Annotated in this window: 20 protein-coding genes; 9 read left to right on the forward strand and 11 right to left on the reverse strand. The window is 61.5% G+C overall.

Going from position 1 to position 21935, the window contains the following annotated elements; genetic code table 11:
- Positions 1–89: 89 nt before the first annotated feature.
- Together LJF34_RS15630 and hemB are read right to left on the reverse strand one after the other, a co-directional pair.
- On the reverse strand, positions 90–1769 hold the full coding sequence (locus LJF34_RS15630) for an ammonium transporter (protein WP_255666094.1): 1680 nt from the start codon (positions 1767–1769) through the stop codon (positions 90–92).
- 379 nt (positions 1770–2148) lie between these two features.
- Entirely contained in the window at positions 2149–3132 is a 984-nt protein-coding gene (hemB, locus tag LJF34_RS15635; RefSeq protein ID WP_231186217.1) for a porphobilinogen synthase, read from the reverse strand.
- Between the two features lie 89 nt (positions 3133–3221).
- On the opposite strand from hemB, the gene LJF34_RS15640 reads away from it, so the two are divergent.
- A complete protein-coding gene (locus LJF34_RS15640) occupies positions 3222–3941 on the forward strand; it encodes a VTT domain-containing protein (RefSeq protein ID WP_342765877.1) in 720 nt (239 codons plus the stop codon).
- Positions 3942–4250: 309 nt separating this feature from the next.
- Complete coding sequence (locus tag LJF34_RS15645; protein WP_231186218.1) at positions 4251–6290, forward strand: S9 family peptidase; 2040 nt, start codon at positions 4251–4253, stop codon at positions 6288–6290.
- Positions 6291–6617: 327 nt separating this feature from the next.
- On the opposite strand, the gene LJF34_RS15650 is transcribed toward LJF34_RS15645, so the two are convergent.
- Together LJF34_RS15650 and LJF34_RS15655 are read right to left on the reverse strand one after the other, a co-directional pair.
- Positions 6618–6833, reverse strand: coding sequence for a hypothetical protein (locus LJF34_RS15650; protein ID WP_231186219.1), 216 nt, complete (start codon positions 6831–6833; stop codon positions 6618–6620).
- 42 nt (positions 6834–6875) lie between these two features.
- Positions 6876–7661 (reverse strand): S26 family signal peptidase, encoded by a 786-nt coding sequence (locus tag LJF34_RS15655; RefSeq protein WP_231186220.1) that lies wholly within the window; start codon positions 7659–7661, stop codon positions 6876–6878.
- A gap of 83 nt (positions 7662–7744) precedes the next feature.
- On the opposite strand from LJF34_RS15655, the gene LJF34_RS15660 reads away from it, so the two are divergent.
- Positions 7745–9256: a DNA-directed DNA polymerase II small subunit gene (locus tag LJF34_RS15660; protein ID WP_231186221.1), complete on the forward strand. Its 1512-nt coding sequence runs from the start codon at positions 7745–7747 to the stop codon at positions 9254–9256.
- Between the two features lie 155 nt (positions 9257–9411).
- Here the strand turns inward: LJF34_RS15660 and lpdA are convergent, their stop codons facing one another.
- The gene (lpdA, locus tag LJF34_RS15665) at positions 9412–10836 is read right to left on the reverse strand and encodes a dihydrolipoyl dehydrogenase (RefSeq protein ID WP_231186222.1); all 1425 of its coding nucleotides are present in this window, start codon (positions 10834–10836) and stop codon (positions 9412–9414) included.
- Positions 10837–10978: 142 nt separating this feature from the next.
- On the opposite strand from lpdA, the gene LJF34_RS15670 reads away from it, so the two are divergent.
- Both LJF34_RS15670 and LJF34_RS15675 read left to right on the forward strand, forming a co-directional pair.
- A complete protein-coding gene (locus LJF34_RS15670) occupies positions 10979–11341 on the forward strand; it encodes a hypothetical protein (RefSeq protein WP_231186223.1) in 363 nt (120 codons plus the stop codon).
- A 102-nt stretch (positions 11342–11443) separates the two neighbouring features.
- Positions 11444–11674: a hypothetical protein gene (locus tag LJF34_RS15675; RefSeq protein WP_231186224.1), complete on the forward strand. Its 231-nt coding sequence runs from the start codon at positions 11444–11446 to the stop codon at positions 11672–11674.
- Positions 11675–11733: 59 nt separating this feature from the next.
- Here LJF34_RS15675 and LJF34_RS15680 read toward each other — a convergent pair whose 3' ends face one another.
- The 4 genes from LJF34_RS15680 to lipA form a co-directional block, all read right to left on the reverse strand.
- Complete coding sequence (locus LJF34_RS15680; RefSeq protein WP_231186225.1) at positions 11734–13260, reverse strand: 2-oxo acid dehydrogenase subunit E2; 1527 nt, start codon at positions 13258–13260, stop codon at positions 11734–11736.
- A gap of 1 nt (position 13261) precedes the next feature.
- Positions 13262–14257 (reverse strand): alpha-ketoacid dehydrogenase subunit beta, encoded by a 996-nt coding sequence (locus LJF34_RS15685; protein ID WP_231186226.1) that lies wholly within the window; start codon positions 14255–14257, stop codon positions 13262–13264.
- A 3-nt stretch (positions 14258–14260) separates the two neighbouring features.
- On the reverse strand, positions 14261–15370 hold the full coding sequence (gene pdhA, locus LJF34_RS15690; protein ID WP_231186227.1) for a pyruvate dehydrogenase (acetyl-transferring) E1 component subunit alpha: 1110 nt from the start codon (positions 15368–15370) through the stop codon (positions 14261–14263).
- A gap of 415 nt (positions 15371–15785) precedes the next feature.
- Positions 15786–16724 (reverse strand): lipoyl synthase, encoded by a 939-nt coding sequence (lipA, locus tag LJF34_RS15695; RefSeq protein WP_231186228.1) that lies wholly within the window; start codon positions 16722–16724, stop codon positions 15786–15788.
- 176 nt (positions 16725–16900) lie between these two features.
- Here lipA and LJF34_RS15700 point away from each other — a divergent pair, with 176 nt between their 5' ends.
- Together LJF34_RS15700 and LJF34_RS15705 are read left to right on the forward strand one after the other, a co-directional pair.
- Positions 16901–17227: a DUF378 domain-containing protein gene (locus tag LJF34_RS15700; RefSeq protein ID WP_231186229.1), complete on the forward strand. Its 327-nt coding sequence runs from the start codon at positions 16901–16903 to the stop codon at positions 17225–17227.
- Positions 17228–17314: 87 nt separating this feature from the next.
- Entirely contained in the window at positions 17315–18721 is a 1407-nt protein-coding gene (locus LJF34_RS15705) for an MATE family efflux transporter (protein ID WP_231186230.1), read from the forward strand.
- A gap of 222 nt (positions 18722–18943) precedes the next feature.
- Here LJF34_RS15705 and LJF34_RS15710 read toward each other — a convergent pair whose 3' ends face one another.
- The gene (locus LJF34_RS15710) at positions 18944–19351 is read right to left on the reverse strand and encodes a gamma-glutamylcyclotransferase family protein (protein ID WP_231186231.1); all 408 of its coding nucleotides are present in this window, start codon (positions 19349–19351) and stop codon (positions 18944–18946) included.
- Between the two features lie 100 nt (positions 19352–19451).
- Between LJF34_RS15710 and LJF34_RS15715 the strand changes: the two genes are divergently transcribed.
- A complete protein-coding gene (locus LJF34_RS15715) occupies positions 19452–19919 on the forward strand; it encodes a hypothetical protein (RefSeq protein WP_231186232.1) in 468 nt (155 codons plus the stop codon).
- 92 nt (positions 19920–20011) lie between these two features.
- Positions 20012–20683 carry an alpha/beta hydrolase gene (locus LJF34_RS15720; RefSeq protein WP_231186233.1) on the forward strand — a complete coding sequence of 224 codons (672 nt, stop codon included), beginning with the start codon at positions 20012–20014 and terminating at the stop codon, positions 20681–20683.
- 60 nt (positions 20684–20743) lie between these two features.
- Here the strand turns inward: LJF34_RS15720 and citZ are convergent, their stop codons facing one another.
- Entirely contained in the window at positions 20744–21880 is a 1137-nt protein-coding gene (gene citZ, locus LJF34_RS15725; protein WP_231186234.1) for a citrate synthase, read from the reverse strand.
- Between the last annotated feature and the right edge of the window lie 55 nt (positions 21881–21935).

A 21935-nucleotide genomic window follows, 5' to 3' on the forward strand; every position in this document is an offset into this window, starting at 1 on the left:
AAGAGTTCGTTGGCGATATCGCGATTCGTTCGGTCAGGTGCGGACCCGATGCTTCATCGCCACTCGATAGCGAGCCCCTCTCTTTGGATTTACACCGCGTCCGCTCCTCGCTTTCCTGTCCGAACTTGATACGCGTCCTCGACGGGGATGATGAATATTTTCCCGTCCCCGGGTTCGCCGGTGTTTGCAGCGTCGCGAATCGCGTCGACGACGTCCTCGGCGGGAATATCCGCCACGACGCATTCGATTTTCACCTTCTGATGGAGGTCGACGACGTACTCCTCACCGCGCCACTGTCCCATCTTTGCGGGTTGGCTACCTCGACCGCTGACGTTCGTGACGGTGAGACTCGGTGCATTGACGCTCGCCAACGACCGCTTCACGTCGCCCAACTTATCGGGCCTGACGATGGCCGTAACGAGCTTTATCTTTCCATCGTTCGGTCGTCCACCGTCCGTTTGGAGACGTTCGGGAACGACGCCGTGCGCGGCGTCGCTGCCGAATTCGGGGTACGTCTCGACGCCGTGTTCACTCGCGTCCAGCCCTTCCCTTTCGTGGCGAGGGGTGACGCGTGCTTGATCGAGTGCGCGCGCACCGCCGAAGACGAGTACGGTCGCGCACACGGTCCAGAGTCCGATCACCGCGACGCCGGTCGCCTGCACCGCGAGTCCCGAGAACACGGCTCCGACGCTGAAACTCTGCCACGTTCCGACCGCGACGAGCGGATAAGCCAACGTCCCGAGGATACCGGCGGAGCCGTGAACGGGGAACACCGCACACACGTCGTCGATTTTGAGGCGCTTTTCGACGAACTCGAACACGAACGGGAGCTGTGCACCCGCCAGCAGTCCGACGGCGATAGCGCCCGGCCAGACGATGTCGTCGGCGATTCCCGTAATGCCGACGAGTCCGGCGAGCAGGCCGTTCGCGACGAACAGGGTATCCACCTTTCCAGTGCGTATCAGCGAAACCGTCCCCGCACCGAGGGACCCCGCAGTCATCCCGAGCGTCGTGACGATGGCGACCCGACCGACCGTTTCGAACGCGGCCAGCGAAATCGTCCCGTTGTCGACGGCAAACACCGTTGCGGCGGTTCCGACGTTGAAGCCGTACCAGCCGAACGCGAGAATGAGCGTTCCGAGGGCCGCGAACGTCACCGAGTGACCCGGGATTACGTTCGCCGTCCCGTCTTCCTCGAAGCGCCCGATACGCGGGCCGATTATCCACGCCGCGGTCAGTCCGGCGAGGCCACCCATCCCGTGAACGACCATCCCGCCCGCGAAATCGTGAAATCCGAGCGCCGAGAGGAAGCCACCTGCCCACGTGAATCCGACCACGACGGGATAGATAACCGCCGCGAGAAGGACGGTGTAGGTCACGTACGTGCGGAGTTTACACCGCCCCGCGACCGCCCCGCTGACGATGGTCGCGGCGGTCATGGCGAACACCGCGCCGAACAACCAATCGACCCACGCGTTGACGTCACTTGGTGCGAGGGTGGCGGCGAACTCACCCATCACGGACCACGTTCCGCTCGCCCCGGTCAAGTGACCGACGACGTTCGAGAGCCCCGCGCCCACGAGGAAAAAGGTAAGGACGCCGACGCTCCACGTGAGGAGGTTTTTCGTCAATTGATTGGCGACGTTTTTCGACCGGACTTGACCGGCTTCCAGCATGGCGAATCCGGCGTGCATGAAGAAGATGAGGAACGTCGCCACGAGCACCCAGAGGAGATTCACTCCCTGCGCGATGACTTCGAGATTACTCATCCGTCGTTTCTCCTGTCGGAACGATGACGACGTCGTCCGGAAGGCTGTCCAAGAATATCGAATATTCCTCTCCGTTTGTACTCTGTGTCACGGTACAACACAACCCGATTGGTTCATATAACTCTGGTTATCAAACATTTCAAATTATATCGGGGAAAATTGGCCAAACGCGGCTGTTATTATCGTGTACTATCGATATAAGGTTGTAAACCGGTCAGTAATCGGGCGAACGTTGTCCGAGTTTTGGACGAACGTCTCGCCTGGTAGCCGGGCTCGACGAACGTCCCGTCTCGTTCCCACTCGTTCCCACTCGTTCGGCGCGCGTGAGACGGTTAGAGAATTCGAACGAAGACGCAATCGCGATTGCGATATTGAACCTTCACGCGAGTTCGTCGGCGATATCCTCGGCGAAGTAGGTCAGAATCAGATCCGCGCCCGCCCGTTTGATGGACAACAGGGATTCGAGCGCCGTCTCCCGCAGGTCGAGCCATCCGTTCTCGCTCGCGGCGTGCAACATCGCGTACTCGCCGGAGACGTTGTAGGCGGCGACCGGGTGGTCGTACTCCTCCCGGATGTCCCGAACGATGTCCAGGTACGGCAGTGCGGGTTTGACCATCAGTACGTCCGCTCCCTGCTCCACGTCGAGTTCGACTTCGCGCATGGCCTCGCGCACGTTGGCCGGGTCCATCTGGTAGTGCCGTCTGTCGCCGAACGCGGGTGCGCCGTCCGCCGCGTCGCGGAACGGACCGTAGAACGCGGATTCGTACTTCGCGGCGTAGCTCATGATGGGTACGTCGGAAAAGCCCGCCTCGTCCAGTCCGGTGCGAATCGCTTCCACCATCCCGTCCGTCATGCTGCTGGGTGCGACCATCTCCGCGCCCGCTTCCGCGTGCGAGACGGAAACCTTCCGCAAGAGTTCGAGCGTCTCGTCGTTTTTCACCGTGAGTCGCGGGTCGTCCGCGGCGCGGTCCTCGACGATTCCGCAGTGACCGTGGTCGGTGTACTCACAGAGACAAACGTCGGTGATGACGGTGGCGTCCGTCTCGGCCGTGATCCGACGCGTCGCCTCCTGCACGACGCCGTCTTCGGCCCACGCGCGACTGCCGCGTTCGTCCTTCGATTCGGGGATACCGAACAGCATCACGGCTTCGACGCCCGTTTCCAGCACTTCCTCCACGCGAGCGACGCTTTCCGCTATCGGTACCCGCTCGTGGCCGGGCATGGACTCGATTTCGACCCGTTCGTCCGTCGTCGCATCGACGAACACCGGAGCGATGAGGTCGTTCGCTCGAAGCGTCGTCTCGCTGACCAACTCTCGGATTCCGTCGCGACGAAGCCGACGCGGCCGGTCGGTGAAGTTCATACCATTGCTACCCACGGAATCCCCAAAACCGCGTCGCTCCGGGAACGGGTCACAACGCATTTAGCCCGTCCCATCAATATTCGAATCTGATGCATATCGCCTCGCTCGTTGCTGTCGAGACGACCACCCCTGCCCTCCTCGCCCTCTTCGCTTTCGGTGCAATCCTGTCATTTGCCCCGGATTCGCGCTCGATTAAAACGTTCATCGCGGACTACGGCGTTTTCGTCCTCGCGGGCGGGGTTGCGCTCGCGGCGGTCGCCGGTATCCTCCTCTTCCTGTTCGGCGACGAAACGCTCGCAAAACAGTGGTTGGACCAGTACGGACTGTTCGCCCTGTTTTTCATCTTCATTCTGGAAGGGGCGATGATGTTGTACTTCGCGCCGAGCGAAACCGTTGTTCCGGTCGGCGTCACCGTCCTGGCGAAATCGCCGACCGATTATCGGACGATAGCAGTCATCGTCGCCGTCGCCGTCATCGCTTCGACCGCCGGGCAGTACGCCCTGTTTTTGTTGGCGAAGCGTGGCGGCCGCGAGTACCTCCTCGAAAAGCCGTGGTTCCGTATCGACGACTCCTCGCTCGACCGGTTCGACCATTGGCTCGAACGCTGGGGTCCCATCGCTATCCCGCTTAGCAACACGCTGCCGTTCACTCGCGGCATGCTGACCGTTCCCGCCGGGTTCGGCGAGATGAAAGACCGGAACTTCATCCTCCTCTCCGCGCTGGGGTCGCTCTCGTTCGAAACGCTGCTCGCGATTTTCGGCCCGAGGGCGTTCGCAATCATCGTGGATGCGATTTCCAAGTTCGTGTGAGTTTTCACCACTCCGTTTGCTCACACAACCGACACCTATCCGCCACTCCGAAACTACCCGAGTGAACGGAGGACCCGATTGAAACCAGCGTCGTTCTACCATAGCGATAGACCTAACAGTATCGAAGGCGTATTTGCACTCGCGCCCGCGTACCGTTTGTCGCGTGCCATGCTACGAACACTGCGTGGGCGCACTTTCATTCCTCGAATGATTCGTCGAGAGGCATCGAACGGCGAACCCGGGACTGTCGCATAGAGACCGGTATTTCGAATCGAAAATATATTTGGCTCGCGTTCCGAGTGAAGGGATATGAAGACGATACGTGCCAACGACTATCACGACCTCGTCAGCGTGAACGACCCACAGATTTCGCCGGACGGCGAGCGGGTGGCGTTCGTCCGCTCCGCTGCGGATGGGGACGAGGAATACGAATCGACGGTGTACGTCGTTCCCTTGGGTGGCGACGAACCGCGCCAGTTCACGATCAGCGAAGGCGTGGACAGTTCCCCGCGGTGGAGTCCGAGCGGCGACCGACTCGCGTTCGTGAGCACGCGCGGAGCGGACGACGACCGACCGCAACTGTGGGTCATGCCGACGGCGGGCGGCGAGGCCCGACAGGTGACGGACGTCGCGGGCGGCGTCTCGCAGTTGGTGTGGTCCCCCGACGGGACGAAAATCGCGTTCGTCCAGTCGAGCACCGAGGAGGACCGGGAGGAAGAGCGCGACATCTCGCTCGACGGCGAGGAGTACGAACCGGAAACGCCGGACCCGCGCGTTATCGACCGGAAAATCTACCGCGCGGGAACGAGCTATTTCGACGGGAAACGGAGCCACGTCTACCTCGCCGATTTGAACGACGATTCCGTGGAACGACTGACGGATGGCGACTTCGACTTCGCGGGTCCCGACTGGGGCGACGAGACGACGCTCTATTTCGGTGCCAAACGGGAGGGCGACCCGGACGACAACATCATCGTGGACGTCATTGCCTACGATATCGACGCCGACGAGGAGGAAACCCTCTTCCAGACGAGCGCGTGGGGCGCGTCGATAGCGGCGACGGAGGACGGGCGAATCGCCTACATCTACTCGCCCGAGGAGAATGCCACGCTTCGACAGACCGACCTCAAGGTGTTCGACCGGACCACGGGCGAGACGGTGACGCTCACCGAAACGCTCGACAGAACGCTCGCGATCGAACCGCAGTGGGACCCGGACGAGGAGCGGGTGTACTTCGGAACTCCCGACGAGGGCGACCAAGTCATCTGGCGCGTTTCGGGCGACGGGAGCGAGGAACCACAGCGGGTCGTCGGCGACGGACACATCACCGACGTTTCGGTCGGCTCCGACGCTCTCGCCTACGCGAAGTCCGAGTGGGACCACCCGGGCGACCTGTTCGTCTCGACGCCCGGCGGAGCCGAAACGCACCAACTCGCCCGCGCCAACGCGGCGTACCTGAACGACCGCGCGGTCGGTCAACCCGAGGAACTCCGCTTCGAGTCCGACGAGGGCGTCGAGATACAGGGCTGGCTCCTCACGCCGCCGGACTTCGACGAGGACGAGCAGTACCCGCTCGTCGTCGAAATCCACGGCGGCCCACACGCGATGTGGTCCACGAGCGGCACGATGTGGCACGAGTTCCAGACGCTCGCCGCGGAGGGCTACGTCGTCTTCTGGTCGAACCCGCGCGGCTCGACCGGCTACGGCGAGGAACACATGGCCGCCATCGAACGCGATTGGGGCGATACGACCATGACCGACGTGATGGCCGGGGTTGACCTCGTCGCGGAGCGTGAGTACGTCGACGAGGAGAACATGTTCGTCACCGGCGGAAGCTTCGGCGGGTACATGACCGCGTGGATAGTCGGCCACACGGACCGGTTCAAGGGCGCGGTCAGCCAGCGCGGCGTGTACGAACTGAGTAGCTTCTACGGTTCGACGGACGCCTTCAAACTCGTCGAGTGGGACTTCGACACGACGCCGTGGGAGGAACCGGAGTTCCTCTGGGAACGCTCGCCCACCGCGTACGTCGAGAACGTGACGACGCCGACGCTGCTCATTCACAGCGACAACGACTTCCGCGTCCCGGTGAACAACGCCGAGATGCTGTACCTCCTCCTCAAGAAGAACGACGTGGAGACGCGCTTGGTGCGTTATCCTCGTGAAGGTCACGAGCTCTCTCGAAGCGGCGAACCCGGGCACGTCGTGGACCGACTGGAGCGGATCGTCCGCTGGTTCGACGGCTATTCGGACTACGACGATGCGCCGAAAGCGTTGGAACGCGGCGACGACGGACTGTCCGCCGCCGAAAGCGAGGACGACGAGGAAGGCGAGGAAAACGGTACGTAGAGTACAACGGTCCGCGGAGACCACCGAGCGTGAGGAACGGTGGACGAACAACGACAACTATTGACGTGGGGAGGTACGTTTCGTCCGGGGGTAATTGTCCGGCAATTCCAGCGCCGGTCGTCGGTTTTTCACTGGAAACGAAGGGGTTGACGAGCGGGATATTGACGCATTGAAATAATTTTTCACCTCGAAATTCGGACGTTTTAGAACTGCTATCTCGATGGGGATACTGACGACTCAATATCGCTTCGGTGGTCCGTTTCGGTAGTTGCTTCGACGGACACGTTCCCGATTCCGTGTTCCGCTTTCTACCCGAAAGAGGGGGGTTCAGTCGACGATGATTTCCGACTCGTCGTTCGCCGAGTCGTCCGTCGGTTTCATCTCGATTTCGTAGCGGTCTATCCAATCGGCGAAACATTCCGGGCAGAGCCGCTGTCTGTCGATCTGTGAGCGGTCCACGGTCAGCCGAACCGTCCGCGCCAGCGCGTCTTGCAGCGGCTCTCGACAGTCATTGCAGGGATCGGGTTCGCTCTCGTCACTCATGAAGGCTCAATGTGACGCAAAACACATAAAACGTCGCGGAAATCAGGTGGCTGCCGCGGCGTGCGAAGCGTTAGCCGTGGGTTGGATTTCTCCCACCGTCGAATAGCTGGTTCCGCCCTGTTGTGTGACGGTCGGGTCCGGGACCGCCGCTTTGGAGAAGAACAGGCGGACGTAGCCCAGCCACGGTATCCTCAACTCGGCGGTGCCGCGAATCCACTCGGGTTTCACCGGGTCGCTGATACGGACCACTTGGTCGTATGCCCCGTTGTTGTCGCCTTTCGTGATGAACCCGGCGTGCGGCGCGGGACAGTTGGGCAGTTCCCTGCAGTTGTCCGCGCCGAGGATGTAGTTCGGGTTGGCCTTGTCGTACCAGTTTTCTCCCTCGTTCACCCAGAACCGCGATCGATGGATGACGGGTGTGTCGTCGGTTCGCCCGTAGCGCAGGTAGATTATCACATCTCCGTAGTCGTGGAACTTCTTGTATCCCGTGTCCTTTCCCTCCTGATACGTGACGATACCGGTGTTCCCGTAGGCGGCGTCGGGAGTGAAACGGTGCTGGTCCATGATGAAGATGAGGTCCCCTTTCTGCATGTGCGGTTCCATGCTTCCGCTTTCGACGGCCACCATCGGCGGCCACACGCCGCTGACGGCGAAGAGGATGAGACCGATCGCGACGACGACGGCGGCACTTTCCAGCATTTCGCGGACGAACACGACCGTCCCGTTGTCGGTATGTCGGAACCAACGAATCCACGCGACCGGACCGGAGCCATCCGGTCCCGTGTCCCGTATACCGTCCGATGACGACGACCCGTCTGGGGGACTCATTACGGTTTCCTACTGTTCCCCACGTTGTCAACCTTCTGGGTTGGTTCGCTAGCCTTTTTGCCCATCCCCGCCTCTGCTGAAATGTGCCATTGGAAACCCCGGCTCGAATCGTCAGCGAACTCACGAGTCGCGGGTACAACGCCGACCGGGAAGCCGTAACGCTTCTCGCGTCCGCCCCCGACCCCGGAGCGGCGCTCGAACGTGCAGTCGAATCCGCCCCCGAGGACGCCCTGAAACTCTCCGTGGAACACGTGCGAACCGTTCTCAATGGGTCGGACACGGGGTCGGTCCACCCCTCCGCTTCAGGTGGAGTTTCCGCCGCGAAATCGACGGCAAGCGCGGAACCGTCTCCAGTTGAAACGAAGGGGTCCGTGTCACGGGACCTCACCGAGCAGTCGGTGGATATCCTCAACGACATGACCGGTGCGAGCACCGGAACCGGCGAATACGACGACTTCGTCACGGTGTTTCGCGACCGGTTCCAGCGCCTCTCCGGAAAGCTCCGAGGGCGGGTGAACGCTCGCCCGACGAACACCGTCGCCGGCATGGCCGGCGGAAACGACGCCGCCATCGTGGGCATGATAAGCGACATCCGTTCCACGGCGAGCGGTCATTGGCTCGTCGAACTCGAAGACACGAACGGGACGTTCCCCTGTCTCATCATGAAAGATCGGGAGTTCGCGAGTCTCGTGGACGAACTCCTGTTGGACGAAACCATCGCCGTCGAGGGAACGTTATCGGACGATGCGGGCATCCTGTTCGTGGACTCCCTCCACTTTCCGGACGTGCCGCGGACCTACCGGCCATCGACCGCCGACCGTCACGTCCAAGCCGCGCTCATCAGCGACGTCCACGTCGGCAGTCAGGAGTTCATGGCCGACGCGTGGCATCGGTTCGCCAACTGGCTTCACACCGAGGAAGCAGAGCACGTCGAATATCTGCTCATCTGCGGCGACATGGTCGAAGGCGTGGGTATCTATCCGAATCAGGACGAGGAACTCGACATCATCGACATCTTCGAGCAGTACGAGGAGTTCTCGGAGTACCTGAAGGAGGTGCCGGGCGACTTGGAGATCGTCATGATTCCCGGCAACCACGACGCGGTTCGTCTCGCGGAACCGCAACCGGGCTTCGACGACGAACTCCGCTCCATCATGGACGTCCACGACGCGAAAATCACGAGCAACCCGTCCACGGTGACGATAGAGGGCGTCTCGGTGCTGATGTACCACGGCGTCTCCTTGGACGAGGTCATCGCCGAACTCCCCGCCGAGAAGGCGAGTTACGAGGAACCCCACAAGGCGATGTACCAACTCCTGAAAAAGCGCCACGTCGCGCCGCAGTACGGGGGCCACACCCGCGTCGCGCCGGAGGAAAAGGATTACCTCGTCATCGACGAGGTGCCCGACATCTTCCACACCGGCCACGTTCACAAACTCGGCTTCGGCAAGTACCACAACGTCCTCGCCATGAATTCCGGATGTTGGCAGGCCCAGACCGATTTTCAGAAGAGCGTAAATATCGACCCCGACTCCGGATTCGCCCCCATCGTCGATTTGGACACGCTCGACGTGACGGTCCGGAAGTTCGCCTGATTCGTCCCGCCTTCCGCTCCGTTTCTGCCTGATTTTCCGTTCGTTTTCCACCCAAAATCGAGGGGTTGATTCCGCCGTATCGAGCTGAAAAACTTGAAATAGGGATGAGAGTGTCAAAAATTCGTTCTGCTATCGACCGAAAAAGTGAACGCCGCTTATCGGTTCAGCGTGTGAATCGCGTGCCCGAGCGCGTTCTCGGCACACTCCATCACGGCCTCCGAGAGCGTCGGGTGGGTGTGAACCGTCGCGGCCACGTCTTCGAGCGTCGCGCCCATCTCGATGGCCAGTCCGAGTTCGGCGATGAGTTCCGAGGCTTCGGGGCCGACGATCTGTGCGCCGAGGACGAATCCGCTCGGTTCGTCGGCGACGATGCGGACGAAGCCCTCGGCGTGGCCCGTCGTGAGCGCACGGCCGCTCGCTTGGAAGGGGAACTTGCCGACGACGGGTTCGAAGCCCTGTTCCTCTGCCTCGTCCTCCGTCAGGCCGACCGTTCCGATTTCGGGGTCGGTGAAGACGGCGGCGGGCATGGCCTGATAGTCGAGCGCGGCGGGTTCTCCGGCGATGACTTCCGCGGCGACCTGTCCTTCCTTGCTCGCCGCGTGTGCCAGCATCGGTTCGCCGGCCACGTCGCCGATGGCGTAGATGTGGTCCTTCTCGGTCCGTGCGCGGTCGTCCGTCTCGATGAAGCCCATCTCGTCCGTCTCGATGCCCGCGCTTTCGAGGTCGAGCGTGTCCGTGACGGGTCGCCGACCGACCGCCACGAGGGCCTTCTCGGCACCGAACTCCGAGACGTCGCCGTCCTCGTTTTCGGTCACGACGGTGATGCCGTCGCCGGATTCCTCCCACTCCTTTGCCGCCTCTCCGAAGTGGAAGTCGATACCCAACTCGTCGGCCTTCTTCTTGACCGGTCGCGCGAGGTCGTCCTCGTACGTCGGAAGCACCGAATCGAGCATCTCGACGACGGTCACGTCGGAGCCGAGTTTGGCGAAGACACCTGCCAACTCCATGCCGATGTAGCCCGCGCCGACGATGACGATGCTTTCGGGCACGTCGTCCATCGCGAGCGCCTGTCGGGAGTCGAGGATATGTTCGCCGTCGAACTCGAAGCCGGGGATCTCGATGGGTCGGCTTCCGGTCGAAACGATCGCGTGTTCGAACTCCACCGTCTCGGAGCCCTGTCCTTCGCCCTCGTGGACGACGCGAACCGATTTGTCGTCCGCGAACTCCGCACGGCCCTCCATCAGGGAGACGCCGTTGGCCTTACAGAGCTTTTCGACGCCGCCGGTGAGTTGGGACACCACGCCGTCCTTCCACTCGACCATCTCGCCGTAGTTCACGTCGAGTTTCGTGTAGATGCCCATGTCCTCGGCGTGATTGGCGTCGTAGGCCAAATCGGACGCCGTAATCATCGCCTTCGACGGGATACAGCCGTAGTTCAGGCAGGTGCCGCCGTAGGCGTCTTTTTCCACGAGCGTTACGTCGAGCCCGAGTTGCCCCGCGCGGATGGCGGCGACGTAACCGCCCGGTCCCGCGCCGATAACCAGCACCTCTGTTCCAGTCGAGATATCTCCGACGACCATTGAATGACTAGAGTAGCTACCGGGTAAAAAATCAGGTGGATTACGTTCCGAGGAGTAGACGAACGTCAGCAACTGTCACGATTTCGAACCGAGTCCGGCACTCCGGAGAAAAAATTATATTTCAGCCACTAAACATTCCAGCATGAACCGACTTCTCCGCTACGCCATCGCCCTCCTCGTCGGAGCGACAGTGACCGGCGGCGTCGCGTTTTTCCAACCACACTCGGCCGAATCGACGATTTTACTCGCCGGAATCGCGGTAGTGTTCCCCGTCGAAGTGGCAATCGCTCTCCCGTACTGGTCGGTACTTCGAGGGACAACCACAGAGAGGCCGAACTGGGTCAACGGTGCGTTTACCGGCGCTTCGACGTTCGGTTGCCTGATGCTACTGAACGGCACGAAACCGACGCCGAATTTCGCCACCATGGTCCTCGGTTTCGGACTTGCGTGGCTCGGCTTCGTCGCCGGAATCGCGTTCGGCGTTGAGCGCAAACCGTCGGTGTAGGCGTAGCGTTCTCCGGTGACCGAACGGTCATGACCGTCCATTAAACGCACATGCGTTGGCAGGCGGCACACTTTCGCGTTTCACGCGTCTACCACGAACTGTATGGTGGGGGAAACTGATCACAGAACGACCCGTACCGATAGAACCGACGACGACAACAACAGCAGTTCGACGTTCAAGAACTTCGTTCAGAAGTACTCGGAGGAAGAGCTGTCTATCCTCCTGATAGCGTTCGGCGCGGTGTTGTTGTTCGTTCCCGGTGTGAACATCATCGGGTTCCTGTTGGTCCTCATCGGTGCCGCGACGTGGTTCACCGACTGGTTGTGGGGATAGACTCCTTACCGTACACGATATTTTTTGACGCGAAAAAATTCGACCAGCGACGCGTCCGATTACTCCAACAGGAGCAGTCGCGGGTTGTGCAGGTATTCGAGCAGTTGGTTTGCGAACGATGCGACGACCGCACCGTCGATGATGCGGTGGTCGATGGACATCGAAATCGGGAGCGTGTAGCGCGCTTCGACGTCATCACCGACTACGACGGGACGCTTCTTCAACTCGCCAAGACCGAGGATACCGACCTCGGGGTGGTTGATGATGGGCGTCGCGTACTCGCCGCCGATGGCCCCGAAGTTCGTGATGGTGAACGTGCCGCCCTGCATCTCGTCGCGGGTGATGGTGCGGTCGCGGGCCTTTTCGACCAACTCGTTCATCTCCGAGGAGAGCTGGAGCATGTCCTTTTCGTCCACGTTCTTCAGGACGGGAACCATCAGGCCGTCGTCGGTCGCCACCGCGATACCGATGTTGTAGTAGTTCTTGACGACGATCTCCTCGTTCTCCTCGTCCAACGCGCTGTTGAGGTACGGGTACTCTTTCAGCGCGGCCACGATGGCCTTCAGGACGAACGGCATGTAGGTCAGTTTGATGCCGCGCTCCTCGGCGATCTCCTTGAGTTCGGCGCGCGTCTCGACCAGTTCCGTCACGTCGATGGAGTCGTGGTGGGTGACGTGGGGCGCGGTGAACTTCGACTTTTGCATCTGCTTGCCGATGCTGCGGCGAATACCGCGGTACGGAATCCGTTCCTCTCGCGGGCCGGTTTCGCCGCTCGCAATCGCGGCGGTGTCGGCGGCCTGTGCGTGCTGCTGTGCCTCGGCGTACTCCCGAACCGCTTCGGGCGTGACGAACGCCTGTCCGTCGCGCTCTTCGGTGGACGGTACGGCGTTGATGTCGATACCCTGTTCGTCGGCGAGACGGCGCGTTGCCGGCGCGGCCAGCGTGCGTTTGCGCTCGGCCGCTTCGACCTGTGTCGGGGCGGCCGTGGTGGCGGCGGCAGCGCCGCCGGCAGTTTCCGTTTCGGTCGCCGGTTCGGGTTCCGATTCCGTCTCGCTCTCGGGTTCGGCCCCTTTCTCGGGTTCGGACTCCGTCGCGCTCTCGGCCGCCGTCCGAACGTCGTGTTCGCTCACGCGACCGCTCGGACCGGTCCCATCGACCGACGCGATATCGACGCCGAGTTCACGTGCGAGTCGGCGGGCACTCGGTGCCGCGAAGACGCGGCCCTCGGGCGTTTCGGTCTCCTCCGCGTCCGCGGATGCGTCCGCTTCGCCGACCTGCTCCTGCGAGTCGGTCCCTTCCTCGGAATCGGCGCTCTCGGTCGTCGGCTCCGCCGGTTCCTCCTCTTCGCCCTCCACGTTGAACGTGAGGAGTACGTTGCCGACCGGAACGACCTCGCCCTCCTCGGCGAGGAGTTCGCGGACGGTTCCATTGACCGGCGAGGGAATCTCCACGATCGCCTTGTCCGTCTCGACTTCGGCGACCGCTTGGTCCTCGGTGACGGTATCGCCCTCTTCGACCTGCCAACTGACGAGTTCGCCCTCGGCGACGCCTTCGCCGACGTCGGGTAGTTTGAATTCGTGTACCATTTCAGAAGCTCACCGCGTCGCGGATGCCCTCTTTGATGCGGGTGGGTTCGGGAAGGTAGTAGTCTTCGAGACTGTACAGCGGGAACGGCGTGTCGAAACCGGTGATGCGCTCGACGGGTGCCTCCTGATAGAGGAGCGCTTCCTCCTGAATCGTCGCCGCGATTTCCCCGGCGAGGCCGCCCGTCTTGGGTGCCTCGTGGACGACCGCCGCGCGGCCGGTCTTCTTGAACGATTCGATGATTGTGTCCGTATCGAGCGGCGAGACGGTGCGGAGGTCGACGACTTCCACGTCGATTTCGTCCGCCAACTCCTCGGCGGCCTCCATCGTCGGGCGGGTCATCGCACCCCACGTGAACACCGAGATGTCCGTCCCTTCGCGGCGCACCGCGGCCTCACCGAGCGGAACCTCGTAGGATTCCGCCGGGACCTCGTCGCGGAACGCGCGATAGATGAGTTTCGGTTCGAGGAAGATTACCGGGTCCGGGTCGCGAATGGCCGAGGTGAGCAGGCCCTTCGTATCGTAGGGCGTACTCGGCATGACGACTTTGAGACCGGGTTGGTGGGTGTAGAACGCCTCCATCGACTCGGAGTGGTGTTCCGGTGCCCGGATGCCGCCGCCGTACGGCGCACGGACGACCATCGGACAGGTGAAGCGGCCGCGCGACCGGGTTCGGAGACGTGCGGCGTGCGACACGATCTGGTCGAACGCCGGGTACATGAAGCCGGAGAACTGCATCTCTGGGACGGGTTTCAGTCCGTAGGCGGCCATCCCGATGGCCGTTCCGATGATGCCCGATTCCGCGAGCGGGGTGTCGATGACGCGGTCGTCGCCGAACTCCTCGTAGAGCCCTTCCGTGGCGCGGAACACGCCACCGTTTTTACCGACGTCCTCGCCCATCACGATGACGTCTTCGTCCTGCTTCATTTCGGTGTACAGTCCGTCGCGGACTGCCTGTACGAGCGTGAGATTCTCGGATTCGGTAGTTGCCTGACTCATATCTTAGTCCTCCAGGATGGTTTCGTCACCGTACTGTTCGCGGAGGCGTTCGAACGATTCCATCTGTCCGCGAAGTCGCGGCGGCATCTCCGCGTACACGTTGTTGAAGATTTCCTCGGCGTCCGGACGCTCGACCGCTTCGGCCTCGTCGATGGCGTCGGCGACGGCCTGCTTGACCTCTTCGCCGATTTCCTCGACGTCTTCTTGGTCCAAGCGCCCCGTCTTCAGCAGGAACTTCTCCATGCGCGGGATGGGGTCCTTTCGCTTCCACTCCGCGACCTTGTCGTCGTCCCGATAGACGGTCGGGTCGTCGGCGGTGGTGTGTGCGCCGAAGCGGTACTGGACTGCCTCGATGAGCGTCGGGCGTTGTTCATCGTCTTCCGGGTCCTTCGCTTTGTCGACGGCTTCCTTCGTCACCTTGTACACGGCGAGGGGGTCCATCCCATCGACCTGTACGCCTTCGAAGCCGTAGGCCTGTGCCTTCTGTGCGATGGTGGCACTCGCGGTCTGACGTTCGCGGGGCACCGAAATCGCCCACTGGTTGTTGTTACAGAAGAACACCGACGGCGTGTTGAACACGCCCGCGAAGTTCAGACCTTCGTGGAAGTCCCCCTCGCTCGTCGCGCCGTCGCCGAAGTAACAGAGGAACGCCTTCTCCTCGCCCTTGAGTTTCGACGCCCACGCCGCACCAGTCGCGTGGGGAATCTGCGTCGCGATTGGCACCGCGACGGTGAAGATGTTCGAGCCGTCCGGGATGTCGTTCCCGACCTCGTGGCCCATCCAGTAGAGCATGGTCTGTTTGAGCGAGAGGCCGCGAACGAGCGACGCGCCGTGTTCACGGTAGCTCGGGAACATCCAGTCGTCGTCCGAGAGCGCGTAGACGCTCCCGATTTGCGCCCCTTCCTGCCCCGAAAGCGGTGGGTAGGTTCCCATCCGACCCTGTCGATTGAGACTCACCGCTCGTTCGTCGAAGTGGCGGGCGAGACGCATGTAGCGGTACATCTCCACCAGTTCCTCGTCGGAGAGGTCCGGCACTTCCATCCCGTCCAGCACCGTCCCGTCTTCGTCCAGTATCTGTACTCGGTCCTGGGGGTCTCGGTGTACGATGCTCACGATCGAACCCATCCTGACATACTCAAAAGAACTCTGGCGCGCATTATAGGGTTTTCGTAATTAACTTCCCATAGGAATTCTCTGTCACACTATTTCTACTCATTTGTGCTTCAATACTCGGTAATATCTCCCGATTTCAAATTTATTGGCGAATAGAACTCGAACAGTGGACAAATCGACTACTGGCAGAAATCACCGGATGAACAACAGAATACATCTTTGGACATAATTATTCGCAACCTCAGTCAAACAACTCATGTGTTTGTATATTTTCACACCACGGCCGACTTCCTTCCCGTGGATCGTTCCTCCCCCGCTCACTACACGGAGGCCCTTCGGGCCTCGCGGCTCACGGCTTCGCCGTTCGCTTAGACCGAGGCGCGTCGCGCCTCGCGTCTCACGGCTTCGCCGCTCACTACACGGAGGCTCTTCGAGCCTCCCTCCTCGCTTGCTCCACCGACTTCCCGTCCCTGAGGATGGCGTCCACGAACAGTTCGCCCGCTTTATACGACGATCGAACCATCGGCCCGCTCGCACAGTAGAGGAACTCCAGTTCCTCCTCGGCGACTTCCTGCCACGTCCGGTATTTCGCCGGATGCACGTACTCCTCGACGTCGAGATGCGTCCGCGACGGTTGGAGATACTGGCCGAGCGTGACGATATCGACGTCCGTCTCCCGGAGGTCCGACAGCGCCTGGTACACTTCGTGATCGTACTCGCCGAGGCCCAACATCAGGCTCGTCTTCGTGTAGATGTCGGATTCGCGCTTGACCTGTTCGAGGACGCCGAGACTCTGTTCGTAGCCTGCCCGTGCGTCCCGAACGTATCCCTGTAGGCGTTCCACCGTTTCGACGTTGTGCGCGATGACGTCGGGGTCCGCGTCGATTATCTTTCGAACGAGCTCCTCGTCGCCTTGGAAATCGGGAATCAACACTTCCACGAGAATTCCGGGATGGCGCTTTTTGATCTCCCGGATCGTTTGCGCGAAGTGTTCGGCACCTTGCCCTTCGAGGTCGTCACGGTCCACCGAGGTGAGGACGACGTAATCCAACCCGATTTCGGCGATGGCGCTCGCCACGTTCTCCGGTTCATCGGGGTCGAGCGGTTCACCACCGCCGGTGTCCACGTCACAAAAGCCACAACTGCGCGTACACTTGTGGCCCATCAGCATGAACGTCGCCGTTCCGCCGCCGTCGGAACCCTTCCCGCTCCAACATTCTCCGAGATTCGGACAGTTGGCCTCCTCGCAGACCGTGTGCAAATCGTGCTCTCGGAGCGTCTGCTTGATTCCCGTGAACTCCTGTCCCGACGGTGGTCGCATCTTCAGCCAGTCGGGTTTGCGCCGCCCACTCATTACCGACGCTTTCGGTCCGCCACGACAAAAGGATAGGGTATCCTCGTGAGAACCGCCCCATTTCGCTTCACGGTAGTCCATATGGTCCGTTTCTCGATGGAAACGGTGGAATACTCTCGGCTGTCCGTGTGCAACTGGCAAATAACAATAACCGCTCTTTCCCTAGTTCTTCTGCTATGTCCACGAATCGCAGCACGAAATCGAACGATGGCATGCGAACCAACGGGTTGGACTGGTTCAGTATGCTCCTCATCATCATCGGCGCGCTCAACTGGGGGATTCTCGGCGTCACCGACCTGACGGGTGGACAAATCAACGTCGTGCGGCAGGTGTTGGGACTGCTGTTCCTGCCGAACGTCGCACAGGTCGTTACGGACCTCATCTACGTCCTCGTCGGGTTGGCCGGACTCTACTTCATCTACACCAGCTACAAAATCCGTCGTGCGAGCCGCCGCACACGGGAACAGACGGCTCAGCAGACGGAACCCAGACAGACCGAGTAGCCGTTTCCTGTCCGTTTTGAATTTCGTTCCTTCTGCCATATCTATAAATACTACCACGATTTTATACTCGATATAGCGAAAAAAACCATGCTCGATGTATCACGGGATGAAATCACCGAAGGGTCCATCGTTCGGGCGCTCGCCCTCCTCGCTGCCCCTCTCATCCTCCAAAATCTCGTCCAAGTCGCTCAACAGATAGTCGACATCTTTTGGCTCGGGCGACTCGGCGAAACGGCGGTCGCCGCAGTCGGTGTCAACATTCCCCTAACGTCGCTTATCTTTTCGGTTTTCATGATTACTACTGTCGGGACACAGGTCCTCGTCTCTCAACGCGTCGGTGCCGACGAACCGTCACGCGCGCGCCGGGCGGTGTTCCACGGGATGTCGCTCGCGTTCGCTTTCGGCATCGCCACCACCGGGCTCATCCTCGTCTTCGGCCGGGATATCATCGCGCAGTTCGGGGCCGAACCCGCCGTCGCGTCGGCGGCCGTCACGTATCTCACCACGTATTCCCTCGGGTTTTCGATCATGGGTACGGGAGACGCCATCGAGATGGGCTTCGTCGGATGGGGCGACTCGCGCGCCGCACTCTACATCAACGTGATGGCGGTCGGCATCAACATCGTCCTCGACCCGATTCTCATCTTCGGACTGGGCGTTCCGGGCTTCGATGGATACCGCATCGCCGGTGCCGCTCTCGCCACGATACTCGGCTACGGTTGCTCGTCCCTTTTCGCCCTGGGAATGATGCTCCGCGGTCGGGGTGGTTTCACCCTCACCACGGAGTCGATGACGGTTCGGTTGAACGACTACCGGGAGCTATTGGATATCGGTCTCCCCATGTTCGGCCAGCACGCCGCCGGACAGTCCGTTCGCGTCCTCATCATCGCGGTCGTAACGGCCGCAGGGGGTCCGGCCGGCGTCTCCGCATACACCATCGGCGCGAGCATCGCCAGTATCGCATTCATCCCGGCAAGCGGTCTTCAACGCGCTGCACAGAGCGTCATCGGACAGAACATCGGCGCTGAGAACCCGATGCGGGCAAGCAGGACGACGTGGGTTGGCGTCGCTATCGCCGCGATTAGCTTGTCCGTCATCGGTGCCGTCCAGTGGTTCATCCCCGGCGTCCTCACGAACGCGTTCGTACCCGACGTTTCACAGGCCACCTACGACCTCACCGTCGATTACCTTCGAATCCTCGCCTACGGCTACTGGGGAATCGGCGTGATGTACCTCATCAGCGCCGGATTCAACGGCGCAAGCCGGACCAAAACGACCATGGTTGCAGATATGATGAAATACTGGGTGATTCGACTACCCATCGCCGCCATCGGCGTGTTCTGGTTGGGATATAACGTTCACGCCGTCTTTTGGGCGGTCACCATCTCCAACTGCGTCGCCGCCGTTGGATTCAGCGCCTACTACTACTATCAAGTGAACGATGGGATGACCCTGCGCGCATCGAGAAGTATCGGCAGTTCCGTGGACGACTGACCCCCGCGGTTGGGTGGCCGTTCGTCCACTCACGGATGCCTCTCGGTTGACAAAAGGGGAGAAAATGGGAGCGCGGAGCGTGTGACCGCGTCTTGAGAGAGCGCGTGGGTGAAGTTAAACGCGAGGGGTGCGGAGTGAAAGTGAAATCGGTAGCAAGCGACGGGGAGATACTCGTGTCTGACGGAAGGCAGACGCCGGAGTCAGACGAGCGTCATACATAAATCACTCGGACGTTCGAACGCGTACCTCGGTATTCTCAATAAATCGACGAATACGCGTTTCGAGCGACCCGTCTCCGGGCCACGAAATCGCCTCCGGCACGCCGAGTTTGGCCGGATCGCCGACGTAAATGGCGACTCGCTCCCCCGACTCGCGCTCACTGGGAACGGTAATTCGACTGTAGAGCCCGCGTCCGACGCCTTCGTACGAATCGAGGGCGTCCATATCGCTCGTTTCGAGCAACCTCCCGTCCGTCCGACCACCCGGTGCAAGCGTCGGATAGCGACCATCGACACGATGTAATCCGAGAAGGGTCGCGTCACCGACGAACTCGAACGTTTCGACGACGGATGCGACGCGCTCGGGGTCGGTCAGGGTTCCGTAGACGAACACCAGCATGTGGTCCGTCACATGCACGACGACTAATTAGCCCTGTCGGGAGCGTTCGGCCCCGTTCGCGTCGGTTGCCCGTTCCGGTACAGCCAACCCCCGTGAAAAACGATTCCGCCGCGTGACAGAACGTTCGCGACTCGTCGGGATCTGGCGACGGATTCTCGGGCTTTCGTGGCCCGTGATGGCCGAACAGGTACTCCGAACGATGATGCGAACGACGGACATCATCGTCACCGGGTTGTTCTCCCCCGCCGCCGACTTCGCTCGCGTGTACGGTCTCGCCGCGCCGTTCCTCGTCTCCCTCGTCGTTCTCGGCGGCGCACTGCAGGGAGGCAGCGACACGAAAACCCCGTTCATCGCCCGAACGTCGGGCATGTTCCTGTTCATGGTCGGCTTTTCGTGGGTCGTCGGCGTTCGCGTCGAATACGGCGTCGTCGGCGTCTATGCCGGAACCCTCCTCTATTACGTCTGGGCAGTGGGAGTCGTCGGAGTCGGCTTCTATCGCGGGACGTGGGCGACCCGCGCGGTGGCGATGATGGAGGAGCGCGGAACCGCTGGCGGTCGGAGTCGAGAGGGAGGGACGTAGGTGTCGACGGATGGGGCCATCCGACGGGTTAGTGACCCGAGTCCCCTCTGTAAGGGAAAACGGTAGGGAACGTCGGAACGATAGATCAGTATATGACAGACTCGAACTTCGACACGGACGACATCGACGGTCCACACGCTGGACAGGAGGTGGTCACGTCCGGCGTGCCACTCGACGACGCGAGGGCGGCGATGATTCTGGTCCACGGACGCGGTGCGACGGCGCGGAGCATCCTCGAACTCGGACAGGAGTTCCGACACGAAGGAATCTCCTTCCTCGCGCCACAGGCGGCCGGAAACACGTGGTATCCCCAGTCGTTTCTCGCGCCACTCGACGCGAACCAACCGCACCTCTCGTCCGCGCTCTCGCTCCTCGAAACGCTCGTCTCAGACCTCGAAGCGGCCGGTATTCCGCCGGAACGGACCTTCCTGCTCGGCTTCTCCCAGGGCGCGTGCCTGACGACCGAGTTCGTCGCGCGGAACGCACGGAAATACGGCGGCGTCGCGGCGTTCAGCGGCGGCCTCATCGGTCCCGAGGGAATGCCCCGCGAGTATGACGGCTCGCTCGACGAAACGTCCGTCTATCTCGGCTGTGGCGACAACGACCAGCACATTCCGGTCGAACGCGTTCACGAGACCGAGGCGGTTCTCACGGCGTTGGACGGGTCCGTCACCGAACGCATCTTCGAGGGAATGGGGCACGGCGTCGTTCAGGAGGAAGTCGCACACGTCGAACGGATGGTGGCACGACTCCTCGCGGAGTGAGTCTTCGAAAACGGAAAGGGACGGTCGGAATTGGCGGTCGCAGTCGAACTCGAATCGCAACTATCGCTCGTCGATGGGGACGAACTCGACGTCCTCGTCGCCGACGTACTTGGCGCGCGGACGGATGAGGCGGTTGTCCTCGTACTGTTCGAGCACGTGTGCGATCCAGCCACCGGCGCGCGAGAGCGCGAAAATGGGCGTGTAGATGTCGATGGGGATGCCCATCTGGTAGTAGGTCGAGGCGGAGTAGAAGTCGACGTTGGGCGCGAGGCCCTTCTCCTCTTTCATGTACTCCTCGATGGCGACGGACATCTCGTACCACTTCGTGTCGCCGGCGGCCTCGCCGAGTTCCTCGCTCTGCTCGCTGAGGATTTTTGCGCGCGGATCCTTCACGTTATAAACGCGGTGGCCGAAGCCAGCGACGCGCCGTCCCTCGTCGAGCGCGGTGTCCACCCAATCGACGGGGTCTCGGTCGCTGTCGTCGACTTCCTTCAACATCCGCATGACGTTGGCGTTCGCGCCGCCGTGCAGGGACCCGGAGAGCGTTCCGATGGCGCTCGTCACGGCGCTGTGCAGGTCCGCGAGCGTACTCGACGTGACCATCGCCGAGAACGTCGAGGCGTTCAGGCCGTGGTCGGCGTGGAGGACGAGCGCTTGGTCGAACACGTCCGCGAGCACGTCGTCCGGTTCCTCGTCGTTGAGCATGTAGAGGAAGTTGGCGGCGTGTCCGAGGTCGGTTCGGGGTTCGACGGGTTCGTCGCCGTTCCGGATGCGCGTGAACGCCGCGAGAATGGTCGGAATCTTCGCGGTGATGCGGCGGCCTTTTCGGAGGTTCGCCTCGCGGTCCGCGGGGTCGCTGTCGTCGTCGGGGTCGTACGTCGCGAGCATGGAGACGGCGGTTCGGAGCGCTCCCATCGGCTCCGAATCGGATTCGGCGAGTTCGCGCACGGTGTTCATGACCCCGTCGTCCACTTCACGCTCCTCCGACATGGATTCGCTGAAGGAGTCGAGTTCGTCACGGTTCGGCAGCTCGCCGTGCCAAAGGAGGTACAACACTTCCTCGTAACTCGCGCCACGAGCGAGGTCCTCTATCGTATACCCGCGATAGATGAGTTTCCCCTCGTCGCCATCGATGTGGCTCAGTGCTGACTCCGCGACCACAACACCCTCTAAGCCTTTTTTAACCTCGTCTGCCATGTCCCGATGATTCACGGGGTAGCCGCAAAAGGATTATCTTTCGTGGTCGTTTCCC

Origin of the sequence: Haladaptatus sp. DYF46, from assembly GCF_021083305.1 — an archaeon.
Taxonomy (GTDB): domain Archaea; phylum Halobacteriota; class Halobacteria; order Halobacteriales; family Haladaptataceae; genus Haladaptatus.

Coding starts and splice junctions, on each gene's coding strand:
- LJF34_RS15630 (WP_255666094.1), bottom strand. CDS start 1,769: ATGAGTAATCTCGAAGTCATCGCGCAGGGAGTGAATCTCCTCTGGGTG.
- hemB (WP_231186217.1), bottom strand. CDS start 3,132: ATGAACTTCACCGACCGGCCGCGTCGGCTTCGTCGCGACGGAATCCGA.
- LJF34_RS15640 (WP_342765877.1), top strand. CDS start 3,222: ATGCATATCGCCTCGCTCGTTGCTGTCGAGACGACCACCCCTGCCCTC.
- LJF34_RS15645 (WP_231186218.1), top strand. CDS start 4,251: ATGAAGACGATACGTGCCAACGACTATCACGACCTCGTCAGCGTGAAC.
- LJF34_RS15650 (WP_231186219.1), bottom strand. CDS start 6,833: ATGAGTGACGAGAGCGAACCCGATCCCTGCAATGACTGTCGAGAGCCG.
- LJF34_RS15655 (WP_231186220.1), bottom strand. CDS start 7,661: ATGAGTCCCCCAGACGGGTCGTCGTCATCGGACGGTATACGGGACACG.
- lpdA (WP_231186222.1), bottom strand. CDS start 10,836: ATGGTCGTCGGAGATATCTCGACTGGAACAGAGGTGCTGGTTATCGGC.
- LJF34_RS15670 (WP_231186223.1), top strand. CDS start 10,979: ATGAACCGACTTCTCCGCTACGCCATCGCCCTCCTCGTCGGAGCGACA.
- LJF34_RS15675 (WP_231186224.1), top strand. CDS start 11,444: ATGGTGGGGGAAACTGATCACAGAACGACCCGTACCGATAGAACCGAC.
- LJF34_RS15680 (WP_231186225.1), bottom strand. CDS start 13,260: ATGGTACACGAATTCAAACTACCCGACGTCGGCGAAGGCGTCGCCGAG.
- LJF34_RS15685 (WP_231186226.1), bottom strand. CDS start 14,257: ATGAGTCAGGCAACTACCGAATCCGAGAATCTCACGCTCGTACAGGCA.
- lipA (WP_231186228.1), bottom strand. CDS start 16,724: ATGAGTGGGCGGCGCAAACCCGACTGGCTGAAGATGCGACCACCGTCG.
- LJF34_RS15700 (WP_231186229.1), top strand. CDS start 16,901: ATGTCCACGAATCGCAGCACGAAATCGAACGATGGCATGCGAACCAAC.
- LJF34_RS15705 (WP_231186230.1), top strand. CDS start 17,315: ATGCTCGATGTATCACGGGATGAAATCACCGAAGGGTCCATCGTTCGG.
- LJF34_RS15720 (WP_231186233.1), top strand. CDS start 20,012: ATGACAGACTCGAACTTCGACACGGACGACATCGACGGTCCACACGCT.
- citZ (WP_231186234.1), bottom strand. CDS start 21,880: ATGGCAGACGAGGTTAAAAAAGGCTTAGAGGGTGTTGTGGTCGCGGAG.